General features: G+C 64.7%; 13 protein-coding genes. 5 read left to right on the top strand and 8 right to left on the bottom strand.

Annotated elements, in window-relative coordinates:
- The first annotated feature begins 360 nt into the window (after positions 1-360).
- Positions 361-2,577, top strand: a complete 2,217-nt coding sequence (locus B4A39_RS05960; protein ID WP_292034334.1) for a TonB-dependent hemoglobin/transferrin/lactoferrin family receptor — start codon at positions 361-363, stop codon at positions 2,575-2,577.
- A 45-nt stretch (positions 2,578-2,622) separates the two neighbouring features.
- Positions 2,623-3,591 carry a DUF6607 family protein gene (locus B4A39_RS05955; RefSeq protein ID WP_292034333.1) on the top strand — a complete coding sequence of 323 codons (969 nt, stop codon included), beginning with the start codon at positions 2,623-2,625 and terminating at the stop codon, positions 3,589-3,591.
- A gap of 19 nt (positions 3,592-3,610) precedes the next feature.
- Here B4A39_RS05955 and B4A39_RS05950 read toward each other — a convergent pair whose 3' ends face one another.
- The 3 genes from B4A39_RS05950 to B4A39_RS05940 form a co-directional block, all read right to left on the bottom strand.
- Positions 3,611-5,005, bottom strand: coding sequence for an alpha/beta hydrolase family protein (locus tag B4A39_RS05950; protein WP_292034331.1), 1,395 nt, complete (start codon positions 5,003-5,005; stop codon positions 3,611-3,613).
- A 20-nt stretch (positions 5,006-5,025) separates the two neighbouring features.
- Positions 5,026-8,061 (bottom strand): TonB-dependent receptor plug domain-containing protein, encoded by a 3,036-nt coding sequence (locus B4A39_RS05945; protein WP_292034330.1) that lies wholly within the window; start codon positions 8,059-8,061, stop codon positions 5,026-5,028.
- Between the two features lie 87 nt (positions 8,062-8,148).
- Positions 8,149-9,504, bottom strand: coding sequence for a dicarboxylate/amino acid:cation symporter (locus tag B4A39_RS05940; protein ID WP_292034329.1), 1,356 nt, complete (start codon positions 9,502-9,504; stop codon positions 8,149-8,151).
- A gap of 236 nt (positions 9,505-9,740) precedes the next feature.
- Here B4A39_RS05940 and B4A39_RS05935 point away from each other — a divergent pair, with 236 nt between their 5' ends.
- Together B4A39_RS05935 and B4A39_RS05930 are read left to right on the top strand one after the other, a co-directional pair.
- Positions 9,741-11,567, top strand: coding sequence for a sensor histidine kinase (locus B4A39_RS05935; protein WP_292034328.1), 1,827 nt, complete (start codon positions 9,741-9,743; stop codon positions 11,565-11,567).
- The gene (locus tag B4A39_RS05930) at positions 11,567-12,901 is read left to right on the top strand and encodes a sigma-54-dependent transcriptional regulator (protein ID WP_292034326.1); all 1,335 of its coding nucleotides are present in this window, start codon (positions 11,567-11,569) and stop codon (positions 12,899-12,901) included. Before B4A39_RS05935 ends, B4A39_RS05930 begins: the two co-directional genes overlap by 1 nt.
- Positions 12,902-12,929: 28 nt before the next feature.
- Here the strand turns inward: B4A39_RS05930 and B4A39_RS05925 are convergent, their stop codons facing one another.
- Positions 12,930-13,685 carry a FadR/GntR family transcriptional regulator gene (locus B4A39_RS05925; protein ID WP_292034325.1) on the bottom strand — a complete coding sequence of 252 codons (756 nt, stop codon included), beginning with the start codon at positions 13,683-13,685 and terminating at the stop codon, positions 12,930-12,932.
- Between the two features lie 114 nt (positions 13,686-13,799).
- Here B4A39_RS05925 and B4A39_RS05920 point away from each other — a divergent pair, with 114 nt between their 5' ends.
- On the top strand, positions 13,800-15,596 hold the full coding sequence (locus tag B4A39_RS05920; protein ID WP_292034324.1) for an IlvD/Edd family dehydratase: 1,797 nt from the start codon (positions 13,800-13,802) through the stop codon (positions 15,594-15,596).
- 6 nt (positions 15,597-15,602) lie between these two features.
- Here the strand turns inward: B4A39_RS05920 and B4A39_RS05915 are convergent, their stop codons facing one another.
- From B4A39_RS05915 to B4A39_RS05900, 4 genes are all read right to left on the bottom strand, one after another.
- Entirely contained in the window at positions 15,603-16,451 is an 849-nt protein-coding gene (locus B4A39_RS05915) for a rhamnogalacturonan acetylesterase (RefSeq protein ID WP_292034322.1), read from the bottom strand.
- Between the two features lies 1 nt (position 16,452).
- The gene (locus B4A39_RS05910) at positions 16,453-17,310 is read right to left on the bottom strand and encodes an aldose 1-epimerase (protein WP_292034321.1); all 858 of its coding nucleotides are present in this window, start codon (positions 17,308-17,310) and stop codon (positions 16,453-16,455) included.
- On the bottom strand, positions 17,307-18,176 hold the full coding sequence (locus tag B4A39_RS05905) for an SMP-30/gluconolactonase/LRE family protein (protein ID WP_292034319.1): 870 nt from the start codon (positions 18,174-18,176) through the stop codon (positions 17,307-17,309). Before B4A39_RS05905 ends, B4A39_RS05910 begins: the two co-directional genes overlap by 4 nt.
- Positions 18,177-18,181: 5 nt before the next feature.
- On the bottom strand, positions 18,182-18,515 hold a 334-nt coding region (locus B4A39_RS05900), incomplete at its 5' end, for an aldehyde dehydrogenase family protein (protein WP_292034318.1).

Genomic DNA, 18,515 nt, shown 5'->3' with positions numbered 1-18,515 from the left:
CTATCTAAAGAAGGCCAAACCACCTGTCAACCGACCTTTCAGCCGACCCGCAAACCCGGAAACAAACGCTCCCAAATCCACTTCGCAAAGCCCGTCTCCGAACCCCGCGCCCCGCCCGTCTCCAAGCGAGCGGCGGATATACGGACACCCATCCGACTCCACAACCCATCAATGACAGATTCACAAAAAACCGAACGAACGAGAGTCTGGGAAAGCGGGCGCTCCAGCACGTCACCTCCCAATCCCGGCCCGTCCGCCCCCATTACCCGCACGCAAGCGGACGACGGCCGCCTCAAATGCGGTTGATTCTGATAATCGTTCGCAGCAATAGCGCAACCCTCTCCAACCGGGGCCGTAACCATGCGCTCGTTTCTGATGTTTTCCGCCGGGCTGACCGCTCTTTCCGTCGCTGCCTTCCCTGCTCTGGCCGAGAATCCGGTCGAACTGGACCAGGCCGTCCCGGTCGCGCCGATCACCGTGGTCGGCACGCGAACCCAGCGCCGCGTCGACGACGTGCCCGCCAGCGTCAGCATCATCACCTCGGAAACGATCGAGAACATGCTGGCCACCGACATCAAGGACCTGATCCGGTTCGAACCCGGCGTCAGCGTCCCGACCAGCCCCGCTCGTTTCTCGGCCGCCCTGTCGGGCGCCGGCCGTGACGGCAACTCGGGCTTCACCATTCGCGGCATGGGCGGCAACCGCGTCCTGATCATCCAGGACGGCGTGCGTGTGCCGGATGGCTTCACCTTCGGCGCCCAGAGCGTGGGCCGCGGCGGCTATAACGACCTCGACCTGATCAAGTCGGTGGAGATCCTGCGCGGCCCGGCCTCTGCCCTCTATGGTTCGGACGGCATCGCGGGCGCGGTGAGCTTCACCTCCAAGGACCCTTCCGACTTCCTCGCCAACGGCGCCAACTTCGGCGCCCGCGGCCGCGTGGGTTACAACTCATCTGACGACAGCTGGACCGAAGGCGTCGCTTTCGCCGGGCGCTCGGGTTCGCTGGCGGGACTTCTGGCCTATACGCGCCGCGACGCTCACGAGACCGAGAACATGGCGGAAGTCGGCGGCACCGGCGCGGTTCGCACCCAGCCGAACCCGCAGGAGTTCGCCTCGAACGCCGTCCTGGGCAAGCTGGTCTGGGACGCCAACGCCAACCACACTGTGCGCCTGACCTATGACCATTTCGACCAGGAGATGGATGGCGAAGCGCTGAGCAGCTATTCGGCCACCGTCATCGGCCTGACCGCCCACGACGAAACCCAACGTGACCGCGTCAGCCTGGACTGGCGATTCGATGACGTCTTCGGACTGGACGACGGCGCTGTCACCGCCCACTGGCAGGACGCCACGACGCGTCAGTTCACCTATGAAGACCGCACCCCCGCGGTTGATCGCACCCGCGACGTTACCTTCGACAACACGGTCTGGGGCCTGGCGGCGCAAGGCTCCAAGACCTTCGTCGGTCAAGGCGTTCAGCACCGCGTCACCATCGGCGGCGACTGGTCACGCACATTCCAGGAAGGCATCCGTGACGGCACCGTGCCGCCGGTGGGAGAGCCCTTCCCCGCACGCCCCTTCCCCAAGACGGAATATGATCTGGCGGGCCTCTACGTTCAGGACGAGATCGAACTGATGGGCGGGCGCCTCAGCATCATCCCGGCGCTGCGCTACGACTGGTACGAACTGACCCCGAAGGCCGACGCCCTGTTCCCTGCGCCCGCCGAAGGGCAGAGCGACAGTCATCTGTCGCCCAAGATCGGCGTCATGTTCTGGGCCGACGACCACTTCGGAGTCTTCGCCAACTACGCGCAGGGCTTCAAGGCGCCGTCGCCTATGCAGGTGAACAACTTCTTCGCCAACCCGGTGTTCGGGTATGAGTCCATTCCCAACCCGGATCTGACCCCGGAAACCAGCGAGAGCATCGAAGCGGGAGTGCGTTTCCGCAACCTGGATATGTTCGGCGGGAACCTGTCGCTGTCCACCACGGCCTTCCACACGGACTACGACGACTTCATCAACCAGGTTGTCGTGCGCGGAACCGGCGTCCCGGGCGTCGATCCCTTGATCTATCAGTATGTGAACCTCAGCCAGGTCACGATCTGGGGGCTGGAGGCGCGCGGCGACATCCGTTGGAACAATGGCTTCTCGGCCGTCGTCTCCGCCTCGTTCGCCGACGGCGATCAGGAAACGGCCGGCGCCAAAGGCAAGCTGACCAGCATTGATCCGTTCAAGGTTGTCGGAGGCCTGAACTACGCCGCGCCGTCGGGCGTCTGGGGGGGATCCGCCACGGTCACCTGGTCGGACGACAAGGACCGGGCCGGCTGCGGTGGCGGCAACTGCTGGGGCGGGGAAGAGTTCGCCATCCTGGACCTGACCGCCTTCTGGAATGTGACCGAAAAAGCCACCCTGCGAGCTGGCGTCTTCAACCTGCTGGATGAGACCTACGCATGGTGGAGCGATGTGCGGGGCCTGTCGCGCGGCGGTACCGTTACGGCCCCGACCGAACCGGCGACGCTGGCGGCCTTCACCCAGCCCGGCCGCAACTTCGGCGTATCCATCAACTTGCGCTACTGAGAGTAGAGCTTAAAGATGCAAACGACTCTCATTACGGAAAAGCCCATGCGTGCTCTTATGATCGCCGCCGCCCTGCTGGCGGTCGCCACGCCTGTCGTCGCGGCCGAAACTCAGACGCCTTCCGCCGTGACAGCCCCCGCAAGCCAGTTCGAGCGCGATCGCCAGTCGATTCTGGCTCAGGCCGGCCAATATCGCGTGCACTTCGACATGCGCGAAAACGTCAGCTTCCACGCGGACTATGATCCAATGGAGGGCAAGCTCTCAGGCGGTAGCGAGATAGTGCGTGTCGTCTACGACAAGGGCGACCGCATCAGCCTGCAACACATCCTGGTCATGGAGCACGAAGGCCAGGCCATCGTCGTCAAGCACTGGCGTCAGGACTGGGTCTATCAGCCTGAGACGGTTCTGACCTATGCAGGTCCCAGCCAATGGAAGTTGACGTCGGTGTCCGCCGATCAACGTCAGGGCGCGTGGTCGCAAACCGTGTGGCAAACGGACGATTCCCCCCGCTACGGCGGCGTCGGCCGCTGGACCTATGTCAACGGCTTGAGCGTCTGGACGTCCGACCCGACCTGGCGTCCGCTGGCGCGGCGCGACGCGGTGCTTAACCCCGTCTACGACCGCTATCTGGGCACAAACCGCCACGCCCTGACGCCCGCCGGCTGGGTCCATATCCAGGACAATGTGAAGATGAACGGCCGCGCCGGCGGCGAGCCCGTCGCAATCGTTCAGGAAGACGTCGTCAACACCTACGACCGGTCGACCAGCTATTCGCCCAAGGCCGGCGACGACTACTGGGCGGCCACGCAGGTTTACTGGGCGGCGGTTCGCGAGGCCTGGGACGCCGTGATCACCAGAGACGGCGGCGTGCGTGTCGAGGAAGAGGCCCAAACCGGTGTCGTCACCGGCACTCCGCTGATGGATCTGGCGGAGAAGGTTCAGGACGGCGAGATCACGAACGAAGCCGCCATCGCCCAAGCCCGCAGCATCATTGAGGCTGCGACCCGCAGCTAACCTCAAGCATGATTTCCTCTCAAAGCCCTCCGGCCGTCCCGCCGGAGGGCTTTTTCATGCGCCGCCCGTCCTCGGACTGAGCCGAAAGATCGTAGTTCTCGTCGAATAAGCAGGCATCGCCCTCGTAGCGCGACCGCGCCTCTTCACAGAGCATCGCGACCGATCGGGCGTCGGGCTTCGTCCCCTGATCCAGCCACTTCATCATGGCCGCGAACACAGCGACGTATTCCGGAGCATTGAGCGCGCTGTGCTCAGCCTCGTCAGTGAATGTCTGCACCAGCAATTCCGCTCGTCCAGCCGCTGCTACCTGGTCGTGGTAGGCCGCCTGATTGCTCACGAAAGCCGTGGGATCATACTTGCCGTGAATGGTTAGGGTCGGCGCCACGATCAGACCCGACAGGTCGGCGTCGTAGGCGAGACGCGCCAGCGCCGCTGGGTCCGCGGCGAAGCGTTGCACGCCCGCATTCAGCGCAGTGTCGTCATGCGAACCCGCATATACTGTGTCGATGTTTGAAAAAGGGTTCAGCCCGTCCAGCCGACGTTGCACCAGATCCTGAAACAGGAAGGTGCCCCAAGCCAGATGGGGGACCAATTGGGCCTCCTCAACGCCGACCACGCTCAGGATATCGGTTAGACGCTGCTTCTGATCGGGCGAACGTTCGGCCTCGGGCAGGCCGACCCCGGTGCAGGTTTTCACCCGGTCCGCCAACTGGGCCCGGGTCATGCGAACGCCATCTGGCAGCCCTTGCCAAACCGGATACTGGGCCTCCTCGGGCGCAGGATGGTTCTGGCAATAGTACTGGTAGACGGCGCGCAGATCGGCGCGGAACTTGTAGGCTTCGGTGCCGCCAGCCAGGACACCGCTGGTCAGGACGACGCCGTCCCAGACCACCCTGCCCTCGGCGTCCCGTGCATAAAGCTCCGCCGCCTTGGCCGCGACATTCCCGCCCCAGGACTGACCATGGAGGATCGTGCGGTTCGGTCGCCCGAAGGAGTCCCAGAAAATCTGACGGAGGTCGTCTGTGTCCTCGGCCGCCATGCGCACACCGTAGCCGCCGCGACGATAGGTCGAGCCCGCCCAGGCGAATCCCTCCTTCACCGTCATGGAGAAGCGTTCGAGGTCCTCCAGCGGGTCATCGGCCTGGGGCTCGCCGGTCCGCGGACCGCCGTGAGCGTGGACGATCAGGGAGCCGTTCCAGTTTTCGGGCCTTGCGATCCAGTAGTAGCCGCCCTTGGCCGCCCGCCCCGACCAGCAGTGCGCCTGCTGCGGAAGGAAATCGGGACAGGCGACCTCGGTCGGAGGTGGCGACGCCGTCGCGGTCGGGAGCGTAACCTGGGCCGAGGCTGTTGCGGGGGCGAAACCGCACGCCGCCCCCAGTAGCCCCAGTCCAGCCAGTCCATGGCGAAACGTCATCACCGCCTCCATCCCTTTGATCAGAACGACTTGGACACGTTCACATACCAATAGCGGCCATAGGGCTGATGCACCGTGCCGCGATAGCCCCCGTCGGCCAGCGACGGGCCTTCATCCGTCAAGTCGCGCACCCCGAGGCGCACGGTCGTGTCGATCTCCTCGAAGTCGTACTGGCCATAGGCGTTGGCCACCATCTGCGAGCCGACGATCCACGGGTCACCCGTGCTGCTCAACAGACTGATCTGCTCGATCTCGCTGACGTACTGAGTCGAAAGGCCGACGCGCCACGGCCCCTTGTTCCAGGTGAAGTTGGCCGAAACCTTCCACTCCGGTCGCCCATTCTGCGCGATCAACTGGCTCGAGTCAGGCAGGGGCGTCAGCGGGTCAATGATCCCCTGCTCACGCGCCTCATACAATCCATCGATGATCTCGCCCGGCGCCCGCGAAAATTCGAGCAACTTGGACGCGTTGACGCTGAAGTTGAACGAGCCCAGGGCGGTGCGGCGTTTCCGCCAGTTGAAGCTGAGGTCCAGCCCCTCAACCGTCTGCGGCAGCAGGTTGATGAACTGATCGCTGATCGAGGTCACCTGCCCGACCGGCGCCAACCCCGTTCCCTCGAACAGAAGTTCGTCGTCGGCGTTCGGCGCCGCCCGCACGACCAGCGGATTGGTCCCGCCCTGGACACGGTTGAGATACTCGAGCGCCAGCGCCGACTGAGCGCCCAGCAAGCCGACGATGTCGGTTTGCTCGATCTTCCAGCGGTCCACGGTGAAAGTGAAGTCGCCCCACTCCGCAGGGATGAAGCGGGGCTGGAAGACCAGGCCATAGGACTGATTGGTGCTTTCTTCCGGCTGCAGATCCGGATTGCCTGCAACCAGAAGCGAGACGCTGGCCGTGCGAGCGCACTCGCTCATATTGGCGATCGTGCCTTGGCGAATATCAGCTTCGCAGCGCGTGAAATCGGGTCCGCTGGCCAGGCGCGCGTACTGGGTGGCGTTGACCTGTTCGAGGTTCGGCGCCCGGAAACCCTCGGAATAGGAGGCACGGACTCGCAGGCCGTCAACGATATCCCAGGCGATGGCGACCTTGGGCTTGGCCACGTCGCCAAAATCCGAATAGTGCTCGTATCGACCGGCAAGCTGCATATCCAGGCTGTAGATCAGCGGGATGTTCATCTCCGGTGAGACCAGCGGCAGGGCGAACTCGACGAAGGCTCCCGCGACGTCACGCGACCCCTTGGTGCTTGGGTTGGGGCTGACCGCCGAGACGTTGGACTGGTTGGTCTCGCCCGACACCATGTCGGTGAAGGTGATGGTTCCATTCAGGTTGTCGTCGCGGTCGTCGCGTTGCGTTTCTCGACGGATCTCCGCCCCGAAGGCTACGCCCACCGGGCCTCCCGGAAGGTTGAACAGGTCGCCGCGCGAAAGCTTGATGTCCGCCAGGCTCAGGGTCGTGCGCGACACGCGCTTCAGGTCAAAGACGACGGCGTCGATCGCGGCCTGGGATGACGGCGTGCAGTCGCCCCAGCTCGGCGTATCCACGCAACCGCCGCTAAAGGGATTGTAGGCGTCAGGCGTCGACAGCGCCAACTGCTGCTGCAGCTTGGTCATGTTGATGTTGGGCGAGATGTCCTCGGCCTCGGCTTCGGAATAGAGCAGAGCCGTTTCCCAGTCGAAGCCGCGCCATTCGCCGCGCAGGCCGCCCAAGGCGCGAGCCTGATAGTTATTGACCTTCACCTCCTGGAAGCCGGTGTCCGCAAAGCGGTAGTTGCCCAAGAGGACGGGAAGCCCAGCCGCCGGAACATTGGTCAGGTTGGGCAGTCGGTTCGGGTTCAGCGAGCCGTCTGCGAAACGCACAGGGCCGAACGGATTGTAGTAGTTGCTGGCCGGAATCCAGATCTTGTTCAGGTTGACGACCGGCGGCTGCACAGCCTTGCTCTGCGCGCCGTAGTAGCCAAGCTCGCCAAATGCTTCGACGCCCGCGGCCAGCTCATACCGCCCCCTCAGGAAGATGTTGCCGCGCTCGACCGAGGGCCGGACCGAGGTCCCGTAGCGAGTGTCGTAGCGCATCTCGCGGTTGACGCCACTATAGGCCACCGTGCCGCTGGTCAGACAGAGTCCCGAAGGCACGGTCACGCCCGTAGAGCAGCCAAAACTCTGCGGCTGGACATGGAAGGCGCCGGCAGCCGTCGTCACGATGGTTCCGTTGGAGCGCGGGCGCAAGGCTGTGGTTGTCGCCGGAATGCTGAGCTGCGCCCAAGGGGAGTGCGAGGAACGTCCATCCGGGACAGCCGAGTTCTCATAACCCGAGAAGCCCGAGAAGAAGTTGCGCATATCGTCCGAACGAGTGAAATCCTGCTCGTCCGCCATCAGCATGGTGCGGTCAGTGTAGTTGGCGAACAAGGACAGGTTGCCCCGCTCGAAATTCTTGCCCGCGAAGATGTTCGCCTCAAACTCTCGCAGGCCGGTGCCTTCGGCGCCGCCATATCGGGCCTCCAGCGTCACGCCCTCAAAGTCGTTCTTCAGAACCGTGTTCACCACGCCAGCGACGGCGTCAGCGCCGTAGATGGCGGCGGCGCCGTCCAGCAGCACTTCCAGACGCTGCAAGCCGGACACGGGAATGGCGTTGGAGTTGTAGCTCAGCACCGGCACCGTGCCGGTATCCGAGGTACCCTGGCTGGTCGGATGCTGGACGACCCGGCGACCATTCAGCAGCACCAGGGTATTGCCGACTCCCAGTGAGCGCAGGTTGACGGAGTTCACATCTCCACGCGCCGAATTGGACGTCTGGCCATTGTTTGAGCTGTCGAACAGGACGTCGCCCATTTGCGGAATGGTGCGCAGCAATTCGTCGCCCGAACTGGCGCCGGTCGCGGCGATCTCTTCGGCGTCGATGACGACGACCGGAAGCGCTGCAGTCGTCGATGCGCCGCGGATCTGAGAACCGACGACAATGATGTCCTCGACCTGCGAGGCCTGGTCATTCGCCCCCTCTGGCGACTGCTGCTGCGCCATGGCGGCTCCGGCGAACAGGACCGTCGAGGCCGTCGTCGCCATCAGGACAAATTTCGATTGTTTCCTCAATGTCTCGTCTCCCATGCGCTGCCAGTTTTTCGGCAGTCGTTTCGTTGAAATCGGGTTGGATCAGTCGTCAGCGAGGACCAGATCGTCGCCTGGTCCGGCCGCAGGATCGGGCGCGGCGGCCAGCGGTGGGGGCGCGCCGTCCAGCGCCGCCTTCAGCGCATCGCGGTCCAGTTCACCCTCCCAGCGCGCGACAACGATGGTCGCCACGGCGTTGCCGATGAAGTTGGTCAGAGCCCGGCACTCGCTCATGAAGCGGTCGATGCCGAGGATCAGGGCCATGCCGGCGACCGGCACTGTCGGCACCACCGACAGCGTCGCCGCCAGAGTGATGAAGCCCGCCCCGGTGATGCCCGCCGCGCCCTTCGACGACAGCATGGCCACCAACAGCAGCAGAACCTGATCCTGCAGGCTGAGGTCGATGTTCAAGGCCTGGGCGATAAACAGGGCCGCCATCGTCATGTAGATGTTGGTGCCGTCGAGATTGAACGAATAGCCGGTCGGCACGACCAGACCGACGACCGACTTGGACGCCCCGGCGCGCTCCATCTTGGAGATCAGGCTCGGCAAGGCGGCTTCGGAACTGGAGGTGCCCAGCACCAGCAGCAGTTCTTCCTTCAGATACCGGATCAGCTTCAGAATGCTGAAGCCGTTGGCCACAGCCACCAGGCCCAGCACGCCCACGACGAAGATGATGGCTGTCAGGTAGAAGGTGGCGATCAGGGCGAACAGGTTGGCCACCGAGGCGATGCCATAGGCGCCGATAGTGAAGGCGAAGGCCCCGAAGGCCCCGAGGGGCGCCGCCTTCATCAAGATGGCGACCAGCTTGAAGAAGGCTGCACTGACCGATTCCAGGAAGGTCATCACCGGCTTGCCCAAATCGCCGATCATGGCCAGGGCGATGCCGAACAGGATCGAGACGAACAGAACCTGCAGGATGTTGCCGGTCGAGAAGGCGCTGACCACCGTGTCGGGAATGATGCCGGTCAAGAAGCCGACGATGGTGCTCTCATGTGCGGCTTGGGCGTATTGCGACACGGCGCCCGCGTCCAGACTGGCAGGATCGATATTCAGGCCCCGACCGGGCTGCACCACATTGGCGACGATCAGGCCGACAATCAGGGCCAGGGTCGAGAAGACCAGGAAATAGCCAAACGCTTTCGCCGCCACTCGACCGACCCGACCGATGTCGCGCATCCCAGCGATACCCGTGACGATGGTCAGGAAGATCACCGGGGCGATGACCATTTTGACCAGCTTGATAAAGGCGTCGCCCAGCGGCTTCAGGCTCTCGCCGAACGTCGGCCAGAAATGTCCAATGGCGCCTCCGAGCGCGATTGCGACCAGCACCTGGAAGTACAGGTGACGATAGAAGGGGCGGCGCACGACAGCTGCCGTCTCTGACACAACAGGGATCAAGAAGGTCGCTCCTGACAGCGAGCCAGATGCTCGCGGATTTCCTCGACGTGCTCTTCGTCACGCTTGAAACTCAGTTTGATGTCGGGAAACGGCGCCGCCAACCTGAAAAGGATTCCCTTTTATCTAACTGAAAGATATCGATAATTTTTGAGGCGCCAGCACCTTCAAGCAAATAGGCGTGCGTAATTTCGCGCCGCAATATGGTGCATTTGTGCGGAATACCGCACAGTGCCGACATGCTGGATCCCGCCCCCTCAAGGTCGCATCGCCATCGCACTTTTATCTGGCTTGGGCTTGCGTTCGCTTGGCTGACGGCCAGTGCGGCGGGAGCCTACGGTCTGGGAGAAACGGCGCGCCGTGACGCCGTGGCCGAGTTGGCGCGACAGTCTGAAAACGCGGCCGCCCTGCACGCCGCAGTGCTGCGCAGCGAATTGGAGAAATACCGCGCCCTGCCGCCCGCCATGGCGACAGACGCCGACGTAGCGCGCCTTCTGACACAGCCAGCCGGCGCCGAAGTGGAGGCTCTCAATCGAAGATTGGAAGCTTTGGCCGGTCAAACACGAGCCTCGGCCATCTACGTCATCGCCCGTGACGGCGTCACCCGCGCCGCCAGCAACTGGCGAGAACCCATCAGCTTTGTAGGGGCCGACTACAGCTTCCGCCCCTATTTCATAAAGGCGATGCGCGACGGTGCCGCAGAGTTTTTCGCCCTTGGCACCGTCAGCGGTCGTCCGGGCCTCTTTCTGGCGCGACGCGTCTCGGACGCCAAAGGGAGGGCGCTGGGGGTGGTCGTCGTCAAGGTCGAGTTCGATGCGCTGGAAGCCGAATGGCGCGCGTCAGGCGAACCGGCCTATGTGGTGGACCCGGGCGGCGTCGTCCTGATCACCAGCGTCCCGGCGTGGCGCTTTCGCACCCTGCGCCCTATGGACGCCCGAAGCCGCCAGTTGACGCTGGCCGATCAGACCCTCGGTCACGGCGCCTTGACCCCCCTTCCCTTTCCCACACCGACAACCACGCAACCGCATCTGGTTGAAGCGCCGGTGGATGGGGCTCCGGGCGACTGGATGCACACCTCAGCCGGGACTGCGACGCCGGGTTGGACCCTGCATCTGCTAACCCCGACGCGAGGCGCGATCGAGACGGCGGTCGCCAACGCCCGTATGATGGCGGCCCTGGTCATCACCATGCTTTTCGGCGTGCTGGCCGTGCTGTTGCGCCGTCGACAACAGGCCGCAGCACGTCAACGCGCCGCCGAGCTTGCGAGACAGGAACTGGAACAACGCATTGCGGAGCGAACCCTTGACCTGCGTCAGGCCAATGAAGCGCTGAACCGCCAGATCCAGGAACGGATGCGGGCTGAGGCGGGGCGTGAGGCCCTGCGGGACGAACTGGTCCAGGCGGGCAAACTCGCAGCGTTGGGGCAGATCGCGGCTGGCGTGGCGCATGAGATCAACCAGCCGGTGGCGGCCATCCGCACCCATGCCGAAATCGCGACCGCCTATCTCGAGCGGGACCAGAGCGCCAAGGCTGTCAGAACCTTGGGCAGGATCGACGATCTCACGGCGCGCATCGGCGCCATCACCCAGGAACTGAAAGCCTTCTCTCGCAAGTCCGAACCTCGCCTCGAGTCAGTCTCCCTGAATGCGGCGATCGATGGCGCCTTGCTGCTGCTGGGAGGACGACTGCGCCAGACCGGCGTTCGGTTGGAGCGAGACAAGACTAGCGACGCCGTCGTGATAGCCGACCGCTTTCGGCTGGAACAGGTCATCGTCAATCTGATGCAGAACGCCATCGAGGCGTTGGAGGGCGTTTCCACACCACTGATCACGCTGTCGATTGAGATGCAGGAGGACCATGTGGCCATGACCGTCGCCGACAATGGCCCTGGCGTATCCCACGATGTCCGTTCGCAGCTCTTCACGCCGTTTGTCACCAGCAAGACGAATGGCCTGGGTCTGGGCCTGGTGATCTGTCGCGACATCATCGCCTCGTTCGACGGCGAGCTGAACCTGCGTCCGACAGAAGGCGGCGCGGCCTTTGTCATCACCCTGGGGCGGGCCTGATGGATTTTTCACGCCTGAACACCGTCGCCCTGATCGAGGACGACACCGACTTTCGCGCCGCCCTGGCCGAACGACTGGAGGTCGAAGATCTGGTCGTTCGGCCATACCGGTCAGCCGAAGCCGCCTTGACGGATATTGACGCCGACTTCCCGGGGGTAATCGTCACTGATTTGCGCATGCCGGGCCTGGATGGACGGCAACTTCTGAATCGCATCCAAGGCTTGGACCCGGCCTTGCCCGTCATTCTGATCACCGGTCATGGCGACATCGCCGATGCGGTGGCCGCCATGCGAGACGGAGCCTATGATTTTGTGGCCAAACCGTTTCCGTTTGACCGGCTGCACGACAGCCTGAAGCGGGCGCTCGAGAAACGAGCGCTCGTGCTCGACAATCGACGTCTGACGGCGCTCTCTACCGAAGCAGGCCTCGAGCTGCCTCTGCTGGGTGAAAGTAGGGCGATCCGGTCGCTCCGCGCGACCATCGCCCAGATCGCCGATGCACGGATGGATGTCCTGATCGAAGGCGAAACCGGCGTCGGCAAGGAAGCCGTCGCTCGCGCCCTGCACAGTGGCGGACGGCGTCGCCTGCACCCCTTCGTCGCCGTTAACTGCGGCGCCTTCCCTGACGGGTTGATCGAAAGCGAAATGTTCGGACACGAACTGGGAGCTTTCGCCGGCGCCCTACGCCGCCATGTCGGTCATGTCGAAAGAGCGCACAACGGCTCCCTCTATCTCGACGCCGTGGAGAGCATGCCCCCAGCCGTCCAGGTCAAAATGCTGCGCGTGCTAGAGGAAAGGGAAGTCCAGCCGATCGGTGCGCAAGAACCGCGCATCGTAGATCTGAGGGTTCTGGCGTCTTCCGCCGAAGATCTGGAGGCGGCCGTCGCGGATGGACGTGTACGACAGGACCTTTACTACCGTCTCAATGTGGTGCGCTTGAGGATCCCACCTCTTAGGGAGCGGCGCGAAGATATTCCCTTGCTCTTCGCGAGCCTTCTGGCCCGTGCGCCTGTCGGCGCGGACGGCTTGGTTCCGCCCATCACGGACGCCGTCAGAGCCCGCCTTCTGGAGCACCCATGGCCCGGCAACATCCGCGAGCTATCCCATTTCGCTCACCGCTTCGCATTAGGCCTTGAAAACCACGGCGCAGCCGAGGAGCTGGACTGCGGCCTTGCTGAGAGGGTCGCACGATTTGAGAATCGCATACTCCGGGATACCCTGCGCGCGCTTGAAGGCGACGTGGCACAGACGTTGATGCAACTGAAAATCCCCCGAAAGACCCTGTACGACAAACTGAAGCGTCACGGCCTGAAGCCCTCGGACTTCCGCCCCTAGCAACGCGATTCGCCAAGTACGGACGCCTCTATCTCGTCGGCGATCGTTCCGCTTCAACCCGTTGGTATCCCGCGTCAATCACCGCCAGCATGGCCTGGGCGGCGCCTTCCTCGTCCTGCTCGGCGATCCGCTCAACGATGCGGACGTGCGCCTGAACCGTCTCATGATGAAGGTCGGGCGCCTGCGTCGGCGGGCTGAGCGTAAAGGCCTCCAGCAGGGCCGTCTCGATCACGCCAGCCACGGATCTGATCATCGGATTCTGCGACGCGGCCCCGATCGCCAGATGCAGCGCCAGGTCGGCCCGTGCGAACTCAAAGGCCGAGCGGTCCTCACGTCGCATCCAGTCGAGCGCCTGGCGCATCGCCTCCAGGTCGGCCTCGGTGCGGTGCCTTGCGGCCAGCCGGGCGGCGGTGGGCTCCAGGCTCTGCCGAACTTCAGCCAAATGACGCCTGAACTGCGCATCCATACCTGCCGCCACTCGCCAACCGAGAACCTCCTTGTCGAAGAAGTTCCAGTGGACGCTGTCGCTCACCCGCGTGCCAACCCTGGTTTTTACGCTTAAAAACCCCTTTGCTGACAAGGTCTTAAGCGCTTCCCGCAACGCCGTGCGTGAGACGCCGAACCGTTCGAGGAGTTCAGCTTCCATCGGAAGCTTATCGCCCGGGGCCAAGGCCCCCACGAGGATGTCCTGCGCCAATGAACGCACGATCTGGTCGTGCGCTGAGACGACCTGACCATTGCCCCGAGACGGCGTCAGGGAGGGATGGGGCGAAGACATGTCCATAAGCCAATCCTCTAGCGTCCCAGTCACGCCAGCGCAAAGGCACTAGCGAACCATTAGTATTATGATATTCAAAATATGTTGCCACCTTCGGCGCCGCACGGCCTCCCACATCGCATGACCAAGACTTCGTCCAAGCCGCTCCGCAGCCGTGCCTGGTTCGACAATCCCTCGAACCCCGACATGACCGCGCTCTATCTGGAGCGCTATCTGAACTACGGCCTGACCCTGGAAGAACTGCGCTCCGGGAAGCCGATCATCGGCATCGCCCAGACCGGGTCGGACCTGTCTCCCTGCAACCGCCATCACATCGAGCTGGCCAAGCGAGTGCGCGAGGGCATCCGCGAGGCCGGCGGCGTCGCCCTGGAGTTTCCGGTCCATCCCATTCAGGAAACCGGCAAGCGCCCGACCGCCGGGCTGGACCGCAACCTGGCCTACATGGGTCTGGTCGAGCTGCTGTACGGATATCCGATCGACGGCGTCGTCCTGACTATCGGCTGCGACAAGACCACGCCCGCCTGTCTGATGGCGGCGGCGACCGTGGACATTCCCGCCATCGCGCTTTCGGTCGGCCCCATGCTGAACGGCTGGCACAAGGGCGAACGTGTGGGCTCCGGCACCATCATCTGGAAGGCCCGCGAGATGATGGCGGCCGGCGAGATCGGCTATGAGGAATTCATCGACCTGGTGGCCACCTCGGCCCCTTCGGTCGGTTACTGCAACACAATGGGCACGGCGACGACGATGAACTCGCTGGCCGAGGCCCTGGGCATGTCCCTCCCCGGCTCGGCGGCCATCCCCGCCCCCTATCGTGAAAGGCCCCAGGTCGCCTATAAGACCGGACTGCGTATCGTCGACATGGTCCGCGAGGATCTGAAACCGTCAGATATCCTGACCCGCGAGGCGTTCGAGAACGCAATCGTCGTCAACTCGGCCATCGGCGGCTCGACCAACGCCCCGATCCACCTGACAGCTCTGGCCCGCCACGCTGGCATCGATCTGCCGCTGCAGGCCTGGGAAGAGGTCGGGCACCGGACGCCGTTGCTCGTGAACCTGCAGCCCGCCGGCAGGTATCTGGGCGAGGACTTCCATCAGGCGGGCGGCGTGCCCGCCGTCGTGGCCGAACTGATGCGGCGCGGCCAGATCCACGAGGACGCCGTGACGGTCAACGGCCGCACCATCGGCGACAACTGTCGGGGCGCAAGCGTCGTTCTGCCCGACGTCATTCGCGACTTCGACACGGCGCTTGTGAACGACGCGGGCTTCCTGGTCCTGTCGGGCAACGTCTTCGACAGCGCCATCATGAAGACCAGCGTCATCAGCGCCGAGTTCCGCGAGCGCTACCTGTCCGATCCTGCGGCCCCCGACGCCTTCACCGGCGACGTCGTCGTCTTCGATGGTCCAGAGGATTATCATCATCGCATCGACAATCCGGCGGAAGGCATCACCCCCGACAGCATCCTGGTGATGCGCGGAGCCGGACCAGTCGGCCACCCTGGCGCGGCCGAGGTCGTCAATATGCGGCCGCCGGCCTATCTGATCAAACAGGGCATCCACGCCCTGCCCTGCATCGGCGATGGGCGCCAATCCGGCACCTCGGGATCGCCCTCGATCCTGAACGCCTCGCCCGAGGCGGCGACTGGCGGGAACATCGCCCTGTTGAAGACGGGCGACCGGATGCGTATCGACCTCAACACCCGTCGCGTGGACGTGTTGATCGACGCCGCCGAAATGGCCGAACGCCGCGCCGCATTCGAGGCTGGCGGCGGCTACCAATACCCGGCGTCACAGACGCCGTGGCAAGAGTTCCAACGCGCCATGGTCGGCGAACTGGAGACAGGCGCCGTGCTGGAGCCTGCCGTCAAGTATCACCGCATCGTCGACACCCTCGGCCTGCCCCGCGACAACCACTGAGGCGGATCAAGGTATCAACAGTCGCCGCATCGAAGGCGCCGCCGCAATCAGGTCGTGCGTGACCAGGGCGGCGAAGAAGTCCGCGCCCTCGCGTCCGACGTGGGTGTAGTCGAACGCGATGCGCGCCTGCCCCAGAGGCTCGACCGCCGCATTGTTCTGCGCCGTAGACGGCGCGCCGGGCGCGGCGGGAACTCCGGTGCTGGAGGCGATGGTCGTGCCGGTCATCAGGGCGGCCGCCACCTCCGGCGACGGCGCGGCTTGCGCGAAACGGGCCGACATCGCCGGGCCCAGCGCCTGCACCGTCTCAGCGCTGGCGTGATTCAGATCGACCAGAGGCGTATTGGTCTCAGCCGCCACAACCCGCACCGCCTCGGCCCACGGTTCCAGATCGTTTTGCAAACGCCCATCGACGAACTGACGGCGCACCAGAGGCGTCAGCAGGATCGGCGTGGCGCCCCGCGCGCGCGCCTCAGCCACATAGCGTTTCAGGTTGGCGGGAAACTCGGTCGCCAGATCAGTCGAGCGCCCCGGCTTGCCGGGCTGGTCGTTGTGGCCGAACTGAATCAGGACATAGGTGTTCGCATAGCCTGGCGTCGCCATCTCGGACAGGGCCAGATCCCACGAACCCTCGGCGATATAGCTGCCCGAGCTGCGCCCGCCTCGCGCCAGGTTCACGCAGGCCGCGAACGAGGTGACATGATAGGCGCAGAAGCTCGGCCCCCAGCCGCCGATCACCGCCGTGGTGGAATCGCCCACCAAGATGATCTTCGACGCGCGGATCGGCTGGACGGGCGGCGCTTCGGCCGCAGCGGACGTCTGGATCAGGGCGGCGGCGACAGTCAGCGCGGCGATCATTTCAGGTCTCCGAAGCGGTGATGCGGGCGGTCAGAGTCAAAGCGGCGCCGGGTGCCAATTCGGTCAGGCCGCTGTCCTCGTCCGCCGGGGCGTTGTGGGCGTCCGGGCGATGGGTCACGGGCTCGACGCAGACAAAGGCCTCGCCGCGCGGGGCATAGACTTGGGCCCACTGCGCGTTGGGCGAGGCGCTCAGATCGACGCGCCAGCCGTCGTGAAGCAGCGCCACCCGCCCGTCCCAGTCGGCGTAGGCGTGATCGACGAAAGGCGCCTCGGCCAGGGCGACGCCATCGCTCCAGTCGAGGAGTTGGTCGGCGGCGGCCAGCCGCTCCGGGATTTCGCGTGCATCGGTCAGCCAGACCTTCGGCGCCGACAACTGCAACCGGGTCGCGGGCTCGACAGCGAAATAGGGATGCAGGCCGAGACCTGCGGGCATGGGAACGGCATCCTCGTTGGCGAGGCTCAGGCTCATCTCCAGCCCATTCTCATTCAAGGTCAGACGGTGCGAGGCCGTCCACGCCCAGGGCCATTCCGGTCCAGCCTCGGCGGCCAAGACCAGATCAACCGTCCCGTCTTGGGCACGCACGACATTCCAGCGCGACCGCCAGCCGACGCCATGCAGGGCATGGGGTTCGAACTGCGGCGTGGCAGGCAGTCGGACCGTCCTTCCCTCAAACACAAAGGCTCCGCCGTCGATGCGGTTGGCGTAGGGAGCCAGCGGAAAACTGGACGCCGCCAGCGGACTGTCGAGATCTTCCGGCGCTGGGCGCAGCACGTCGCGCCCGCGCCAGGTCAAGGACGTGATCGAGGCCCCGAGATCGGGCCGCAGGCCGAGGGCCCAGTCGCCGCGCTCGATCCTCACAACGCGACTCGATGCTGCGGCAAACCCGGCGTATCGACCCGCGCATGATAGAGGCCGCCCAAGGTGGGCTGGGCCCCGCGCTTGTCAGCGTTCCCCAGCCAGGCCGTGGTGCAATAGAGGTCGCGCCCGTCCGCCCCTCCGAAGGCCGCCTTGGTCACCGTCTGCACCGGAAAGCGGATGGTTCCGAGACGCCTTCCGTCCGGCGAAAACCGCGCCACGCCCCAGCCATTGAACAGACCGACGTGCAGCACCCCGTCGGCATCCATGCTCGGCCCGTCGCAGAAACCGTCCTCGGTCCGCGCGAAGACGCGACGGTTCGACAACGCCCCGTCCTCATGGTCGAAGGCCAGCACCGTCTTCTCCAACGTGTCGTGGTGATAGAGGGTTCGGCCGTCGGGGCTGAGGCACGGCCCGTTGGTGACGCCATACCCGTCGTCATGCCGCTTCAGTTCGCCCTTGAACCAGCGATAGAGGGCGCCAGTCCGGCCTTCCTCGCTGTCGTCCATCGAGCCGAACCACAGAGCGCCATCCGGGGCGACGAAGCCGTCGTTCAAGCGGTTCTGAGGGCGGTTTGTCTCAACCGGCTGGAACAGGGAGAAGTCGCCCATGTCCACGTCGAAACGATAGAGGCCGCCGCGTATGCCGCAGATCAGCGAGCCGTCCTCGGCCGGAAACGCGAAGCCGATCTGGTCCGGGGCGTCCCATGACGCCTTGTCCCCGGTCCTGGGATCTTCAGGCGCGGGCGTATAGCGATGCAGCCGCCGCCCCTTGATGTCGACGAACCACAGACAGTTGCGGGCCGCGTCCCATACCGGCCCCTCGCCGAGTTCGGCCTGAACGTCCCAGACGAGGGTCGGCGCGGTCATGCCCGTCAGCTCGCCGAGTAGCTGGTCTTGATCTGGGTGTAGAACTCGACGGCGGCGAAGCCCTGTTCGCGGGGGCCGTAGGAGGACTTCTTCGTGCCGCCGAAGGGGACGTGATAGTCGACCCCGGCGGTGGCCAGGTTGACCATGGTCATGCCGGCGCGGGCGTTTCTCTGGAAGTCGCGGGCGTGTTTCAGCGACTGCGTGACGATGCCCGCCGACAGGCCGAACTCGACGCCGTTGGCGACGGCCAGGGCCTCTTCGTAGCTGGCCACGCGAATGGTCGAGGCGACCGGGCCGAAGACCTCCTCGGTGTTGATCCGCGCGTCCGGCAGGGTGTCG

This window comes from Brevundimonas sp. UBA4553 (assembly GCF_002387245.1).
Lineage (GTDB): Bacteria > Pseudomonadota > Alphaproteobacteria > Caulobacterales > Caulobacteraceae > Brevundimonas.
Note: the sequence above shows the minus strand (reverse complement) of the source record. Positions and strands in the feature narration are given on the sequence as shown.